Annotated in this window: 14 protein-coding genes and 1 pseudogene; 6 read left to right on the top strand and 9 right to left on the bottom strand. The window is 60.1% G+C overall.

What is annotated here, in order from left to right; translation table 11 throughout:
* From HNQ83_RS29885 to HNQ83_RS29870, 4 genes are all read right to left on the bottom strand, one after another.
* On the bottom strand, positions 1-1,399 hold a 1,399-nt coding region (locus tag HNQ83_RS29885; protein ID WP_175392436.1), incomplete at its 3' end, for a PLP-dependent aminotransferase family protein.
* 420 nt (positions 1,400-1,819) lie between these two features.
* Positions 1,820-2,524 carry a hypothetical protein gene (locus tag HNQ83_RS29880; protein ID WP_175392435.1) on the bottom strand — a complete coding sequence of 235 codons (705 nt, stop codon included), beginning with the start codon at positions 2,522-2,524 and terminating at the stop codon, positions 1,820-1,822.
* Between the two features lie 245 nt (positions 2,525-2,769).
* The gene (locus HNQ83_RS29875) at positions 2,770-4,290 is read right to left on the bottom strand and encodes a HAMP domain-containing sensor histidine kinase (RefSeq protein ID WP_175392434.1); all 1,521 of its coding nucleotides are present in this window, start codon (positions 4,288-4,290) and stop codon (positions 2,770-2,772) included.
* The gene (locus HNQ83_RS29870; RefSeq protein ID WP_175392433.1) at positions 4,287-5,006 is read right to left on the bottom strand and encodes a response regulator transcription factor; all 720 of its coding nucleotides are present in this window, start codon (positions 5,004-5,006) and stop codon (positions 4,287-4,289) included. Before HNQ83_RS29870 ends, HNQ83_RS29875 begins: the two co-directional genes overlap by 4 nt.
* A 236-nt stretch (positions 5,007-5,242) precedes the next feature.
* On the opposite strand from HNQ83_RS29870, the gene msrB reads away from it, so the two are divergent.
* The 3 genes from msrB to msrA are packed head-to-tail and all read left to right on the top strand — an operon-like array spanning position 5,243 to position 8,309.
* Complete coding sequence (gene msrB / locus HNQ83_RS29865) at positions 5,243-5,761, top strand: peptide-methionine (R)-S-oxide reductase MsrB (RefSeq protein ID WP_175392432.1); 519 nt, start codon at positions 5,243-5,245, stop codon at positions 5,759-5,761.
* A 27-nt stretch (positions 5,762-5,788) separates the two neighbouring features.
* Positions 5,789-7,564, top strand: a complete 1,776-nt coding sequence (locus tag HNQ83_RS29860; RefSeq protein ID WP_175392431.1) for a cytochrome c biogenesis protein DipZ — start codon at positions 5,789-5,791, stop codon at positions 7,562-7,564.
* Positions 7,565-7,595: 31 nt separating this feature from the next.
* The gene (gene msrA, locus HNQ83_RS29855) at positions 7,596-8,309 is read left to right on the top strand and encodes a peptide-methionine (S)-S-oxide reductase MsrA (RefSeq protein WP_175392430.1); all 714 of its coding nucleotides are present in this window, start codon (positions 7,596-7,598) and stop codon (positions 8,307-8,309) included.
* 10 nt (positions 8,310-8,319) lie between these two features.
* On the opposite strand, the gene HNQ83_RS29850 is transcribed toward msrA, so the two are convergent.
* Positions 8,320-9,333 carry a sensor domain-containing diguanylate cyclase gene (locus tag HNQ83_RS29850; protein WP_175392429.1) on the bottom strand — a complete coding sequence of 338 codons (1,014 nt, stop codon included), beginning with the start codon at positions 9,331-9,333 and terminating at the stop codon, positions 8,320-8,322.
* A 75-nt stretch (positions 9,334-9,408) separates the two neighbouring features.
* A complete protein-coding gene (locus HNQ83_RS29845) occupies positions 9,409-10,314 on the bottom strand; it encodes a LysR family transcriptional regulator (RefSeq protein ID WP_175392428.1) in 906 nt (301 codons plus the stop codon).
* Positions 10,315-10,416: 102 nt separating this feature from the next.
* Between HNQ83_RS29845 and HNQ83_RS29840 the strand changes: the two genes are divergently transcribed.
* The gene (locus tag HNQ83_RS29840; RefSeq protein ID WP_175392427.1) at positions 10,417-11,592 is read left to right on the top strand and encodes an aspartate aminotransferase family protein; all 1,176 of its coding nucleotides are present in this window, start codon (positions 10,417-10,419) and stop codon (positions 11,590-11,592) included.
* Positions 11,593-11,698: 106 nt separating this feature from the next.
* Here HNQ83_RS29840 and HNQ83_RS29835 read toward each other — a convergent pair whose 3' ends face one another.
* Together HNQ83_RS29835 and HNQ83_RS29830 are read right to left on the bottom strand one after the other, a co-directional pair.
* Positions 11,699-12,190, bottom strand: coding sequence for an adenylate kinase (locus tag HNQ83_RS29835; RefSeq protein ID WP_175392426.1), 492 nt, complete (start codon positions 12,188-12,190; stop codon positions 11,699-11,701).
* Positions 12,191-12,335: 145 nt separating this feature from the next.
* Positions 12,336-13,298: pseudogene (locus HNQ83_RS29830) on the bottom strand (alkaline phosphatase family protein); the annotation flags it as partial.
* A 320-nt stretch (positions 13,299-13,618) separates the two neighbouring features.
* Between HNQ83_RS29830 and HNQ83_RS29825 the strand changes: the two are divergent.
* Positions 13,619-14,122: an HAD domain-containing protein gene (locus tag HNQ83_RS29825; RefSeq protein WP_175392425.1), complete on the top strand. Its 504-nt coding sequence runs from the start codon at positions 13,619-13,621 to the stop codon at positions 14,120-14,122.
* Between the two features lie 66 nt (positions 14,123-14,188).
* Positions 14,189-14,398: a hypothetical protein gene (locus tag HNQ83_RS29820; RefSeq protein WP_175392424.1), complete on the top strand. Its 210-nt coding sequence runs from the start codon at positions 14,189-14,191 to the stop codon at positions 14,396-14,398.
* Between the two features lie 13 nt (positions 14,399-14,411).
* Here HNQ83_RS29820 and HNQ83_RS29815 read toward each other — a convergent pair.
* The coding region (locus HNQ83_RS29815; protein WP_175392423.1) for an IS3 family transposase at positions 14,412-14,974 on the bottom strand (563 nt) is incomplete at its 5' end.

The following is a 14,974-nucleotide window of genomic DNA, read 5'->3' as shown; positions in this document are numbered from 1 at the left end:
TCCGCAGGGCCTCATCAACCCTCGGCGAATACGGCGCCCCACACCCAATCCGCACACAGTGATCAAAGCGCTTGGTATTGGAAAAGATATCCCCAGGGGAAATCAGGATGCCGGCGTTCAGCGCTTCTTGGAAAAGTGCCATGGACGAGTATCCGCGGGGCAACTCCACCCACAGCAAGGTCCCGCCCTGCGGATTGCTGACGCGTGTGCCTTCGGGAAAGTAGCGCAGGATCGCCGCGCTCATTTGCTGGCGCTGTTGCGTCAGAACTTTCCTCAAGCGACGCAGGTAACGTTCGTAGGACGGTGTTCCCATGAAGGCACTGACCGCCAGTTGCGACAAGACTTCACAACCGCGGGACTGGGTGTGCTTGAGCATTTCCACGCGGTCGTGCCATTTACCGGCGCTGATCCAGCCCAGGCGCACGCCCGGTGCCAGGGTTTTGTTCAGCGAGGCGCAATAGATCAGATTGTCGCTGCGATCCCAGTGTTTAAGCGTGGACAACGGTTGCTCGGTGTCCACCAGGTCGCCATAGGTGTCGTCTTCGATCAGCACGGTGTCGTGCTCGGCGCACAGTTGCACCAGCCGCGCCTTGCTGGCGTTGGGCATGATGCTGCCCAACGGGTTGTGCAGGTTGGGAATGACGATCAGCGCCTTGATCCGCTCGGGGCCTTGCAGCAGTTGCTCGAGGGCTGGCAGGTTGATCCCGCCATGAATCGAGGCGGGAACTTCCAGCGCCCGCAGGTTCAGGCTTTCGAGAATCTGCAGCAGACCGTAGAAGGTCGGCGATTCCACAGCCACGGTATCCCCTGGGCAGGTCACCGCGCGCAAGGCCAGATTGATCGCTTCGGTCGCTCCGTTGGTGATCACGATGCGATCGGCGGTCAGGTGGGTTTTGGTGATCAGCGCCCGGCGGGCAAGGATGTTGCGCAATGCGAGGTTTCCGCAGGTCGGCCCCGTCGTATCCAGCAAATGCGGGTCCTGGCGCAACGCCTTGATCATGTTGTCCTGCAGGGTCTTGAGCGGGTAGAGCTGCGGCGCACAGTAGGCGCTGGCGAAGTTGACCTTGATCGCCGCTCCCTGGCTGGCCTTGAGTACCGATGAGACTTGTTCATGGATGCCGGCATAGGCCGCGCCATTCAGGGGCGGTGGCGAGGTGACCGGGACAGGCTTGCCCGGCGTATCGGGCTGGCGAATGTAGTTGCCCGAGCGTGGTCGCGCCTCCAGCACACCATAGTCTTCCAGCTCCCGGCAGACCTGCACAGCCGTCGACAGGCTGACCGCGTGTTTTTCCATCATCAGTCGAATGGAAGGAAAGCGCTCGCCGGTTTTCAGGGTGCCACTGCGGATGGCGTCCAGGTAATGGTTGGCCAACTGACGGTACAGAGGGGGTGTGTTCATGATGACCTCAGCAGTCGCACCACTGAGGTCTCTGGCTGGAAAGTGAGGTTGACGCTCCACGACCTTCATCAGAGCAGGCGGACCCGTGGTGCTGAAGGGTTAAGGGAAGGAGTTACTGGCGTCGATACTGGAAGAGTAATCGCGGTTGGCGGGGAATTGCGGGCAATAAAAAGCCCCGCTCTGGGGCGGGGCTCGTTAAGGGAATCTAGAAGTGGACGAAAAACATGTGGTGAGAGGATCTATCTGTGGCGAGGGGATTTATCCCCGTTGGGCGGCGAAGCCGCCCCAAACAGGTTATCAGTGTTCTTTCAGGAAAACCGAGTTTGCAGGGTTTACGACTGCTTCGCAGCCGAACGGGGCGGTGCGACGTTTCGCTAAATCCCCTCACCACAGGTTAGTCCTCACCACATATGGATCGGATTACTGCGCAGCGATGCTGTAGCCGTCGAACGCGGTCTGCTGTTGCAGGGCGGTGATGATGTTCTTGCGGTTGACCGCTTGTTCGGCACCGGTGTTGTCCAGGAAGGTCTCGTTTTCCAGTTCGGCTTCTTCGCCTTCGCCAACGAAAGTGAAACCCAGGAATTCCAGTGCTTCGCGGTCAACGTTCAGGCGCGAACGCGGCGTGCGCAACGGCAGGGTGACGCTGATGCCGTCCTTGCTGATGGTGAACACTTCGGCTTCTTTCTTGGCCCGCGCGGCCTTGCTCTTGCCGCCGCTCGGGTTGCTGATCGCCTGGTGCGTCTGGTTCAGCACCTTCAGGGCCAGACCGTAGACGATTTCCTGGAACGCCGGGTCGTCCTTGAAGCTGGAGAGAATGCGGCTGATCGGGAACTTGCTGCTCAGGTCTTCCAGGGCCGCAATGTCGGCGGCCTCGGCATCCTTGAGTTGCTTGAGCTGGCCCATCAGTTCATAGGCCTTGTCATCGTCGAAGCTGTCGTGTGCCTGGCGGATCGCGGCGCGCAGCTCGCGGATCTGGTCGCTTTCGCGGCTGGACTGGAAAGCGTCCAGCACCATCTCGCTGATGGTTTTGGCCTGGGGCACGTGTTGTGAAAGATTGATGGAGTTTTCGTATTCCGCTTTGGACGACAAGGTGACTACGGATTCAGCGGTGTTGGAATCGGACATTGAAATTTCACTACTTTTTTTAAGCTTGAATAGGGGCGAGAAAGCACAGGGGCTTTTTCAGGCCGACTAATCTATTGGACCGGGGCGGTGTTGTCACGAAGGAACAGGCAGGCGGGCAAATGGATGTTGAAGCTGCGGGCCTCTTCGCGAGCAGGCTCGCTCCCACAGTTGATCCGGGTTGCCACAAATATTTGCGCCCAACACATAACCACTGTGGGAGCGAGCCTGCTCGCGAAGACGGTTTGTCAGGCTTGCCCGGGAGTGTTGAGGTTCATCGAGCGCATGGCCAATGCCGATGCCGTCGCTTCATCCACCGCCAGTGAGAAACGAAAAGTCGCACCACGCCCGGGTAGGTCGATCAACTGAATCTCACGACCATGCAATTGCAGGATGCGATGCACAATTCTTAGCCCCAACCCGCCATCACGCCGTGCACCGCCAATGTTGAACGGTCGCAGGAACAACCCTTCGCGCAGTTCGGGGGCGATGCCGGGGCCGGTGTCACTGACAGTGACTTCGATAAACGATCCTTGGGGCCGAAGGCTGAGTTCCACCTCGCCACCTGGCGGCGTATGGCGCAAGGCATTATCGAACAGGTTCGTCAGCACCCGCTCGATCAGCCCAAGATCGGCACAGGCGGCTGAAGCGTTGGGAGCGAAGGTCGCCTTGAGTTCCACCTGCCGCGACTCGGCGGTGAGTTCGAACTTCTGGAAGATATCCTGGGCCAGATCGGTCAGGGAAAACCGCTCCAGCACCGGCTGCACGAAGCCGTGCTCCAGGCGCACCAGTTCCAGTAACGACTGCGCCAGCCCACCCACCTTGCGGCTTTGATCCAGCGCGATGCCCAGGTAGCGGCGACGGTCGGCGGGGGACAGGGTGGCGTCCTTGAGCGACAGGGTTTCCAGGTAACCGTGCAAGGACGCCAGTGGCGTGCGCAGATCGTGGGAAATATTCGCCACCAGCTCGCGGCGCTCCTGGTCCTGGCGGGTCAACGAGCGCCACTGCTCGCCAAGACGCGCCTGCATCTGCCGGAAGGTGGCGTCGAGAATGGCGATTTCATCATGGCTGGCGACCTTTTCCACAGGCAGGGCTGCCGACGGCGTGACCGGTACGCCGTCAATGTCGAAACGGCTGACGGTGTCGGTCAGGCGGCGCAACGGCCGGGTGATCAGGGCAAACGCGGTGAGGCCGGCAATCAGGCACAGTAGCGCCACCAGGCCGATGGACAGCAGGGCGGTGTTGAGTGCGGCGCTGGTGGCGCCGCGCTCGGCGATGCGGTCGTGATCCTCGCCGAGCAACACCACGTAGAGATAACCGGCCGGCTTGCCATTGACCTTCAGCGGAGCGGCGCTGAACACCTTGCGCGCATCGACGCTGCGCGGGTCGTCGCCGAGGATCGGCAGGGCATCGCCCTTGAGCAGGCGCTGGATCGGTGCCAGATCGACCTGTTCCCGGTGTATCCGGCCCTCGGGCGCGGCGCTGCCGACAATCTTGCCCTCGGTGTCCAGCAGGTACACCTCGACACTGGGATTGACCAGCATCAGTTTGCTGAACAAATCCCGCACGGCATTGGGCATCAGGCCTTGAGCATCCATCAGCACGGTGTCGCGGGCGATGTGTTGCGCCAGATCCCGCGACAATCCTTGCACCACTTCCTGTTCATGCATCTGGTTGGAACGCACCTGCAGCCAGGCCGAGGTGCCACAGCACACCAGCAACAGCATGGCGAACACCAGTGACAGGCGTTGTGTGAGGGTCAGCCTCATGGTTGCGGCTCCTCACTGGTGGCGAATTTATAACCGCGCCCCCACACCGTGAGGATGCGCGCCGGCTGGGCCGGATCGGCTTCGATTTTCGCCCGCAGGCGATTGATGTGGGTATTGACCGTGTGTTCGTAGCCTTCGTGACTGTAGCCCCAGACGGCATTGAGCAGGTCCATGCGCGAAAAGACTTTGCCGGGTTGGCGCGCGAAGAAGTACAGCAAGTCGAACTCCCGGGGCGTGAGGTCCAGGCGCCGGCCGTCGAGGGACACTTCGCGGGTGATCGGGTCGATGGCCAGGCCGTCGATGTTCAGGCTGCCGGCGTCCATCTTCAGGTTGCGCGCCATGGCATCGACCCGGCGCAGCAGGGCTTTGACCCGGGCCACCAGCTCCAGCATGGAAAACGGCTTGGCCAGGTAGTCGTCGGCACCCAGTTCGAGGCCGAGAATCCGGTGCACTTCGCTGGAGCGGGCGCTGGTGATGATGATCGGCGTGTAGCGGGCCATGGCACGGGCTCGACGGCAGATTTCCAGGCCATCGACGCCTGGCAGCATCAGGTCGAGGATCAGTGCGTCCCAGTTGCCTTGCTGCAACAGGCGCATGCCTTCAGTGCCATCGGCGCTGTGCACCACCTCGAACTGCTCATCGCGCAGATGCAGGCAGATAAGGTCGGCGATATGCAGGTCATCCTCGACCACGAGGACGCGTTTGGTCTGTTCCATCCACTCATCCTTCGATTAATACCCTGTGGGAGCGAGCCTGCTCGCGAAGACGGCAGTACATTCAACATCGATGTGTCTGAAACACCGCCTTCGCGAGCAGGCTCGCTCCCACAGGCATTGTGCGGTGTTTTCGACAGTCGAGTTATCACGAATTGTTTAACTTCCCGTGAGGATTTGGCGATCACCCCAAGCTTAGGCTTTGTTCCATGAAAGGCTTCAGGCCTTGGGAGACGACCATGTTTTCAAGACGACAATTTCTTTGGGCCAGCGGCGGGCTGGGCGTTGCCGCCCTTGCGATCGGGGTATTGCCAAAACTGTCCGCTGGTTCTGCGTTGATCAGCGAGGCCGAGGCGGCGCAGGTGTTCGAAGTGACGCATACCGACAGCGAATGGCACGCCATCCTCAGCGATGAGCAGTATGAAATCCTCCGTGAAGAGGGCACCGAGCGGGCCTACAGCAGCCCACTGAACAACGAGCATCGCGACGGCACGTTCGTCTGTGCCGGTTGTGACCTGCCGCTGTTTTCCTCGGCGACCAAGTTCGACAGCCGCACCGGTTGGCCCAGTTTCTGGGCGCCATTGGACAAGGCCGTGGCCACCCGTCAGGACCGCACGTTCGGCATGGTCCGCGAAGAGGTTCACTGCCGGCGATGCGGCGGCCATTTGGGGCATGTGTTCGACGATGGCCCCAAACCGACCGGGCTGCGTTACTGCATGAACGGCCTGGCGATGAAATTCGAGCCCAAGGCGGCCTGATCCCTTCCTTTTTTACAGGTAACGGTTATGTGGCTTTTGGTCCTGGCGTATCTCGGCGGTGTACTGACGATTGTCAGCCCCTGCATTTTGCCGGTCTTGCCGTTTGTCTTCGCCCGCACCGGGCAACCGTTCGTAAAGAGCGGTTTGCCGCTGTTGACGGGCATGGCGCTGACCTTCGCGTTCGTCGCCACGCTGGCGGCGGTGGGCGGTGGCTGGGTGGTGCAACTCAATGAATATGGGCGCTGGCTGGCGCTGGTGTTCGTGGCGTTGTTCGGTCTCACGCTGCTGCTGCCGCAATTGGCCGAGCGCCTGACCCGGCCATTGGTCGCGGCGGGGAGTCGCCTGTCTGAGGCGGCTGGCGCCGATTCGCGTCCACGTCCCGGCACATCGTTGCTGATCGGGATCGCCACCGGCTTGCTGTGGGCACCCTGCGCCGGGCCGATTCTGGGCCTGCTGTTGACCGGCGCGGCATTGCAGGGCGCAAGCATCGCCACCACCCTGTTGCTGCTGGCGTATGCCGCCGGTGCCGCGACTTCCCTCGCCGTGGCACTGCTGCTGGGCGGCAAGGTGTTCGCCGCGATGAAGCGCTCGATCGGCGCCGGGGAGTGGCTGCGTCGCGGCCTTGGCGCTGCGATGCTGGCCGGTGTGGCGGTCATCGCCCTTGGGCTGGACACCGGGATTCTGGCGCGGGTGTCGACGGCTTCCACGGGCGGCATCGAGCAGGCGCTGGTGGAGCAACTGGCCGGCAAGTCGCCGCGAAACAGCGGGGCAATGATGGCGCAAAAACCGTCGCCCGAAGGCACGATGCAAGTGGCCGGCAAAACGCCGGATACCTTGCCGGTCGAAGGCAACCTGCCGCCACTGGAGGGCGCCGTGCAGTGGCTCAACTCGCCACCCCTCGATGCTCAGGCGTTGAAAGGCAAAGTGGTGCTGGTGGATTTCTGGACCTACTCCTGCATCAACTGCCTGCGTTCGCTGCCCTATGTCAAAGCCTGGGCCGAGAAGTATCGCGATCAGGGCCTGGTGGTGATCGGCGTGCATGCCCCGGAGTTTGCCTTTGAGCGCAACGTCGACAACGTCAGCAAAGCCATGAAAGACCTGGGCATCGATTACCCGGTGGCCATCGATAATGAGTTCAAGATCTGGCGCGCGTTCAACAACGAATACTGGCCGGCGCACTATTTTGCCGACGCGCAGGGGCGCATTCGTTACCACCACTTTGGCGAAGGCGAGTACGCCGAGTCGGAGCGGGTTATCCAGCAACTGTTGCGCGAAGCGGGTGCGAGCAAGGTGTCGGACGGCCTGATCAATGCCAAGGCCGAGGGCGTGCAAATGGCGCCGGACAACCACGAAGTGCAATCGCCGGAAACCTATGTCGGCTATCAGCGCGCCGAGCATTTCGTGCCGGAAACCGGCCTGGTGCCGGACAAGTTGTCGGCCTATCGCGTACCGGCTCAACTGGCGCTCAACGACTGGGGCCTGGAGGGGCAGTGGACCGTCGGCCCCGAGCGGGCCACCGCCAATGCACCCGCCAGTCGCATCGTCTACCGCTTCCATGCGCGGGATTTGCACCTGGTGCTTGGTCCCGGCGCCGATGGCAAACCGGTGCGCTTCAAGGTGCTGATCGATGGCAAGGCGCCTGGCGGTGACCATGGCATGGATGTGGCACCCGATGGCAGCGGCACGGTGACCGACCAGCGCCTGTATCAACTGGTGCGCCAGAATGACGGTGTGCAAGACCGGACCTTCAGCATCGAATTTCTTGATCCGGGCGCATCGGCCTACGCCTTTACCTTCGGCTGATCAGCCCTTGAATCATTGAGGAGTCCGTTCCATGAAAACCCTGTTCACCTGGCGCCGTGCATTGTTGGGACTGATCGCTGCCGGCGTCATCGGTCAGTGCTCGGCGTTCTCTCTCGGCGGCGCTGAAGAAGCGGTCATCATTCCGCCGCCAACCCTCGACGAAATTTCCCAGGCCCGCAGCGAAACCGCGGTCTTCGCCGGTGGCTGTTTCTGGGGCGTCCAAGGCGTGTTTCAACATGTCAAAGGCGTGAAAAATGCCGTTTCCGGTTACGCAGGTGGTGCCGCCAACACCGCTCAATACGAGCGTGTGAGCAGTGGCGATACCGGTCATGCGGAGTCCGTGGAAGTCACGTTCGATCCGAGCCAGGTCAGCTACGGCACCTTGTTGCAAATCTACTTTTCGGTGGCCCATAACCCGACCGAACTCAACCGTCAGGGACCGGACACCGGCACCCAGTATCGCTCGGCCCTTTTCACCCGGAGCAGCGAGCAGCAGCGGGTGGCACAGGCCTACATTGCCCAGCTCGACGCTGCCCGTTCGTTCAACAAACCCATTGTGACCAAACTGGAGACCTATAACGGTTTCTACCCGGCAGAGGAGGAGCACCAGGACTTTCTGACCGAGCATCCGTACCACCCCTACATCGTGATCAACGATTTGCCGAAGGTGGCGGCGCTCAAGCAGCTGTACCCGGATCGCTATCAGGACAAGCCGGTGCTGGTGAAGGCCGGAATGCAGGAGTAGGGGGTGACGCTCATCCGGAGATCACATTCTTGCCGGCGATCTTCGACCGATACAGGGCCTGATCGGCGCGGGCCATCAGGCCGGTCTGTTGCTCTTCATCAAAGCGCTGGACCACGCCAAAACTCATGGTCACCCGAAAGTCTCCCACGGGCAGCAAGTCCGATAAGCCATGCCGGATCGTCTCTGCAAGTGTTCGGGCCTCGGCGAGCGGGGTGTTGGGCAGGATCATGATGAATTCGTCACCTCCCCACCGGGCCAGCAGATCCCCTTCGCGCACGATGCGTTTGACGTTCTCGACCACATGCATCAGCGCCGCATCGCCCAGTGCATGGCCGTAGTGATCGTTGATGGTCTTGAAGTCGTCGATGTCCATGGCAATCAGCGACAGGGGTTCGCGAAAGCGCTGGGCGCGCTCGCAAGCCTGGGGCAGCAGCTGTTCCAGGCGATAGCGATTGGCAATGGACGTCAGGGTGTCGGTTTGCGCCAGCTTGCGGTTTTCTTCGAGCTGAAGTTGCAGCTGCTCATTGACCCGGGACACTTCCCGGGTGCGCTCTTCAATCATCGCTTCCAGCGACTGGTTGCGTCGTTCGAGCGCTTCGACCAGGCGCCGTTTGTCCTCGATGCTTCGGTGGGCGCCGACCATGCGTGCCACTGTACCGTCGGCGTTGCGTGCCAGCACCTGACCGCGGTCTTCGATCCAGATGTAGCTGCCGTCCTGTGTCCGGCAACGATACTCGGCCTGATAAACCGGGCTGCGTTCGCTCAAGTGATCATCAAACCGGGCCATGACCCGTGGATAGTCATCGGGGTGGATGACGTTTTCCCAGGTCAACACGCTGTTATCCAGCGAGTGCGGCGAATAACCGAGCATTTCGTACCAGCGGGCGTTGCGGTATACGAAGCCAGTATTGGCGTTCCAATCCCAGATGCCGTCGCTGACCAACTCCAGGATGGTGTGCAGCATGCCTTCGTTCAAATCTGACACATTGAACTTCAATGGTTCGATGTTCGATGCCTCGCCCATCGCTGCTCTCCTTGCGGCTCTGATATCAAAATGACCTTTGCGTCACGGAGATTAGTTCATGGCGCATTCGCCCGGCTAGTGTTTCCCCCACATCCCCATGGCGAAGTCGACGAAACGACGCAGTTTCGGCAGGCGGTAGCGGTCCTGGGCGTAAACCAGATGCATCGGTCGGCTCGGCAATTGATAGCGCTGCAGCAGGGGCACCAAGGTGCCGTCCTTGAGGTCCTGTTCCACCAGCGCATCAGGCACCATCACGATGCCCATCCCGGTACGCGCCGCTTGATGCAGGCCCGCCGAGCTGTTGATCACCATCGGACCGCTGACCGCCACCACAATCTCGCTTTCAGGCCCGTTGAGGCGCCATTGTCGCGCCACTGATTGCCAGTCATCGCCGGCCGGATAGGCAAATGCCAGGCAATCGTGGTGTTGCAGGTCTTCAGGCTCTTGCGGGGTGCCGCGCCGCGCCAGGTATTCCTTCGACGCGCACATGGTCAGGGTGTAATCGACCAGCGGGCGGGCGATCAGGTTGGAAGCTTCAAGTGCGCCTAGGCGGAAGGCCACGTCGAAACCATGATCCAGCAGATCCGGGCGTCGATTGGTCAGCACCACGTCCAGTTTCACTCGCGGATTGTGCAGGCTGAACTCACTCAAGGCCGGCGCCAGGCGTTCGGTGCCGAAGGTCAATGGCGCGGTGATGCGCAGGGTGCCGCTGGGTTCGTCAAGGGTCTGTTCGGCCAGGCGTTCCGAGTCCGCCACCAGTCCCAGCACTTCAAGGCAACGCTGGTAATAGGCGCTGCCGAATTCCGTCAGGCGCTGGCGTCGCGTCGTGCGGTTGAGCAGGCGCACACCCAGTCGCTGCTCCAATGCCTTGAGGTGATTACCGACCATGGTCGTGGACATTTCGCACTGCTGCGCGGCGGCGGTCATGCTGCCGGCTTCCACGACTCTTACGTAAACGGTCATTGCCTGGAACAAATCCATTATCAAGCCCAGCTTTTAAATGATCGAAGTTTTGCGCAGTTTATCCAGCTCAGGTGGCTAACCATACTGCAAAAACACCGACAATTGAGGGAGCCTGATGCCATGACCGCCGCCTGCCTGATGAGCACTTACCAACCGCTGGCCTTGAGTTTCGCCAAAGGCCTGGGCACGCGCCTGTGGGATCACGCCGGGCGTGAGTACCTGGATGCGGTGGCCGGGGTAGCGGTGACCAACGTGGGCCACTCCCATCCGAAAATCGTCGCTGCCATCAGCGAGCAGGCCGGTTTGCTGCTGCACACCTCGAACCTGTACAGCATCGACTGGCAACTGCGGCTGGCGCACAAGCTCACGGGGTTGGCCGGCATGGATCGGGTGTTTTTCAATAATTCCGGTGCCGAGGCCAACGAAACGGCGCTGAAGATCGCACGGCTGCACGGTTGGCAAAGAGGCGTCGAACAACCGTTGGTGGTGGTCATGGAGAACGGCTTTCACGGTCGGACCCTCGGCACCTTGTCCGCCAGCGATGGCCCGGCCGTGCGCCTGGGGTTCAACAAACTGCCGGGGGATTTCATCAAGGTGCCGTTCGGTGACCTCAAGGCGCTGGACAAGGTCCAGCAAGCCCACGGCTCACGCATCGTGGCGATTCTGATGGAGCCGATCCAGGGCGAAAGCGGTGTGCAGCTGGCGCCACCGGGCTATCTCAAGGCCGTGCGCGAACTGTGCACCCGGCGCGGATGGCTGCTGATGCTTGATGAAATCCAGACCGGCATCGGTCGCACCGGCCAGTGGTTCGCCTGCCAGCACGAAGGTGTCGTCCCCGACGTCATGACCCTGGCCAAAGGCCTGGGCAACGGCATCCCGATCGGCGCCTGCCTGGCCCGTGGCAAAGCCGCCGAACACTTCACCCCCGGCAGCCATGGCAGCACCTTCGGCGGCAATCCACTGGCGTGTCGCGTCGCTTGCACCGTACTGGAGATCATCGAGGAACAAGGCCTGAGGGAAAACGCCCGGCTGCAGGGGGAGCGGCTGCTCGGCAGATTGCGCATGGAACTGGCCGACCACCCGAACGTCCTGGCGATTCGCGGCCAGGGCCTGATGATTGGCATCGAGCTCAAACAACCGATCCGCGACCTGACCCTGATCGCCGCCCGGGATCACGGTTTGCTGATCAACGTGACACGGGGCCAGACCATCCGCTTGCTGCCGCCGCTGACGATTGATGAACGGGAGGTGGAGATGATTGTGAGAGGGGTGAGCAGGGCGATCAGCGTGACTTGAAACACATCCCCTGTAGGAGCGAGCTTGCTCGCGATGGACGTTAACGATAACGCGGGGCACCAGACAGCCCGTGTCGCCTATGCGTCCATCGCGAGCAAGCTCGCTCCTACAGGTGTGTGATGAATGCGGTGGCGTCAGTGCGGCACATCAGTTGAAGTTTCGAGCCGCCAAACGCGTCGAACAACCGCTGATGTGCAGCAAACCCACTGGTCCCCTCACGTGCCCGATAACTGCCGGCCCAAACCAGCAAGGCGATCAACAACTCATCATCCTCGGCCCGTTGCGCTTCGCGCTGGCGGATGTTGGCAACGCACTCCTCATCATCAACACTCAACCAGATCAACGCCGTCGCCCGATGCAGCAGCTCGCTGGCGATCCAGTCGTACACACCTTCGATGACCCAGCGCTCTTCACTGGCGGCTATCCGCGCCATGCCCAACGCCTCGGCGCGGGGGCGGGCGATGCTGTGTTCGTCGGAGAGCCAGTGGATGCGATCGAGATCGGTCCAGGGGATTTGCAGGTGTTGGGACAAGCGTTGGGCCAGCCAACTCTTGCCGGAACCGGAATTGCCGATGATCAGGGTTCGGGTGAGGTCCATTGAGCGACACCGATCAAAAATGTGGGAGCGAGCCTGCTCGCGAATACGGCATGACAGTCACCATTGCAGGGACTGACAGAAAGCATTCGTGAGCAGGCTCGCTCCCACAGGTATTGCGGATGACCAATATTGTTCGGTCAGGCCTTCAATCCGAATGTTCCGGCGCCACCATCCGCGTCTTCGGCGCCCCATTGGAATTGTGCTGAAAGATATCCTGCGGTTGCCCTTTTTCATTAAAGAACACCTGCCCGATCCCCGCCGAGTTCCACAGTCGTTCCCCCGCTTCAGCATGCTCGGGGATGTGCGGCACGATGCGCATGCGTCGGCGTTTGGTCAGCCAGTTGAGTGGCGAACGCGGTGAATAGAGCCAACGGTTGAGGCGGTCGAACCACTCCAGCAGGCTCGGCGGAAATTCGTTCTTGATGCCGCTGCTGGTGATCTGCCAGATGCGCGGCCCGGCCTTGCGGTGTCGGATCAGCACTTCGTAAACGAAGGAATAATGCACATCGCCGGACAGCACCACGTAGTTACCCGGTGTGCGCGAGTGTCGGAAAATGTTCAGGATCACCTGCGCCGCGCCGCGATGGGCCATCCAGTTTTCCGCATCCACCAACAGCGGATAACCGCACCAACTGAACACCCGCTGCACGGTTTCGATCAGTTTCACGCCGAACACCGGCGCCGGGGAAACGATGATCGCCGATGGGTGGTCGAGCAATTCCTGTTGCAGTTCGCTGAGGGCTTCCCAGTCCAGCAGGCCGGAGGGTTGCTTGAGGTTCATTTCGCTGCGCCAGCGACGGGTGCGGGTGTCGAGGACGACCATGGCCGGGGTAGTCGGCAGCACGTAATGCCAGTGCTGAAACCCCAGCAGCTCATCGATCAGCGCGTCCTGGACCTCGCTGTCGAGGTATTGGTCGTGCCCGGTGGCGCTCAACGAGCGGGCCTTTTCCAACACACCCTTGAAGGCATCCGGGTTGTTGCCCCAACCCTGACACAGCAGGTAAGCCAACAGCGCGTTGCCGATGATGCGTTTGGAGAACGGATGGCCGTAGGCCGTTTCCTCCCATTGCGCGGAAAGATTCCAGTCATCGGTAATATCGTGGTCATCCTAGTCGATTGGCAGGGAGGTATGGACATTGCCTCCACAGCCCGATTTTCTTAGTTTTCTGGGGTTTCAGTGAGTGTCCGTATGGACATCACTTTGATATGGACAAAGTAAAGCCATCTGTCCATATCCAATCCCTAATTTTTCGCGTCATGCTCCGGTTCTTACATCTTACCTAGCACCTATAACTGGTCCAAAAAATTCTTACTATTCTCAGTTAGAACATGTCACTTTTTGTGGGTATGAGATCAGCCAAAATCTGCGGTAAGGACTGAATGTCATCAGTACTCCACAAGTAATCACAGTTAATTGGAGCAATCCCGGTGCAGAAGAATACGCATATTCTGTTCCTCGATTTTGACGGTGTGCTGCATCCGGACGCCGTTTATTTGGGGCGTCAGGGGCCGACACTGAAGGCTGAAGGTACGCTTTTCATGTGGGCGCCGATTCTTGTACAACTACTCGATGACTTCCCAATGGTCTCGATTGTATTGAGCACCAGTTGGGTTAGGCACCTAGGTCATAAACGAGCTGTTCGCTATCTACCTCGAGAGCTGCAGGATCGGGTCATCGGTGCTACTTGGCACAGCTCAATGGCCAAGACCTGGGTTGATGAAACACAATGGGATGGAAGCACAAGGTATAACCAAATTTGCCGGTACGCTGCCCGCGCACAACTGCAGAAGTGGATTGCACTTGATGATGATGGGCAAGGATGGGCGGAGAGTTCATCAAGACACTTGGTAGCGTGCAACCCAGAATTAGGCCTTGGCTCCTCTTTCACCCAAAACGAGCTGAAAAGCCGCCTCAGGGAAATGTGTTCATGACTAAAACCTCAGCAGAGCCTTACTCCGACATTTGTTGAAATGCTTGTTGAACGAGCAAGTTATCTCATGAACAATGAACGTAAGCTTTCAGATAAATACAGCGTCGAAGAAATCATGAGCGCCAAGCGGCGGGCTAGAGACAGGTTGGTAGACGCTGTAAATGCTGCGGACAAAGATAGTCTTGAACTGGCAGCCGAGTTCGTCAAAGCTGCTCTACGCGGCACTCGCCCCATTCCGAGACCCAAAAGGTATAAAGATCTCGTGTCAGACGATTGAAGAGGTGTAGTGGTCAACTAATCCCGGACACGACGTTAAGTTTTTTCTCGGCCTGAGCTGGGGCCATCCCATTGTTGAACTGGTGCGGTCGAATCCAGTTGTAGCGATGCATCAGGTAATGACTGATGTCTCGGTGCGCTTCTTGAGCCGTCATGTAGCCCACGCTCGGTATCCATTCAGTTTTCAAACTGCGAAATACGCGCTCCATCGGCGCATTATCCCAGCAGTTTCCACGACGGCTCATGCTCTGGCGCATGCGATAACGCCAGAGCCGTTGGCGAAACTGGCGGCTGCCATATTGCGAGCCCTGATCCGAGTGGAACAGCAGCCCTTGAGGCCTGCCACGCTGCTCGTAAGCCATGTCCAACGCCTTGATCACCAATTCAGCATCTGGCTTGTTCGACAGCGCCCAGCCCACAACCCGGCGCGCATAGAGATCCAGAACGACAGCCAGGTAATGCCATTTCCCTTGAGCCCAGATGTAGGTGATATCGCCACACCAGACCTGATTGGGTGCCGACACTTCAAACTCTCGATTCAAGATGTTCGGAATATCCGGCCGCTCGACCGTCGCTT

The organism is Pseudomonas sp. C2B4 (assembly GCF_013359695.1).
Taxonomy (GTDB): Bacteria; Pseudomonadota; Gammaproteobacteria; order Pseudomonadales; family Pseudomonadaceae; genus Aquipseudomonas.
Note: the sequence above shows the minus strand (reverse complement) of the source record. Positions and strands in the feature narration are given on the sequence as shown.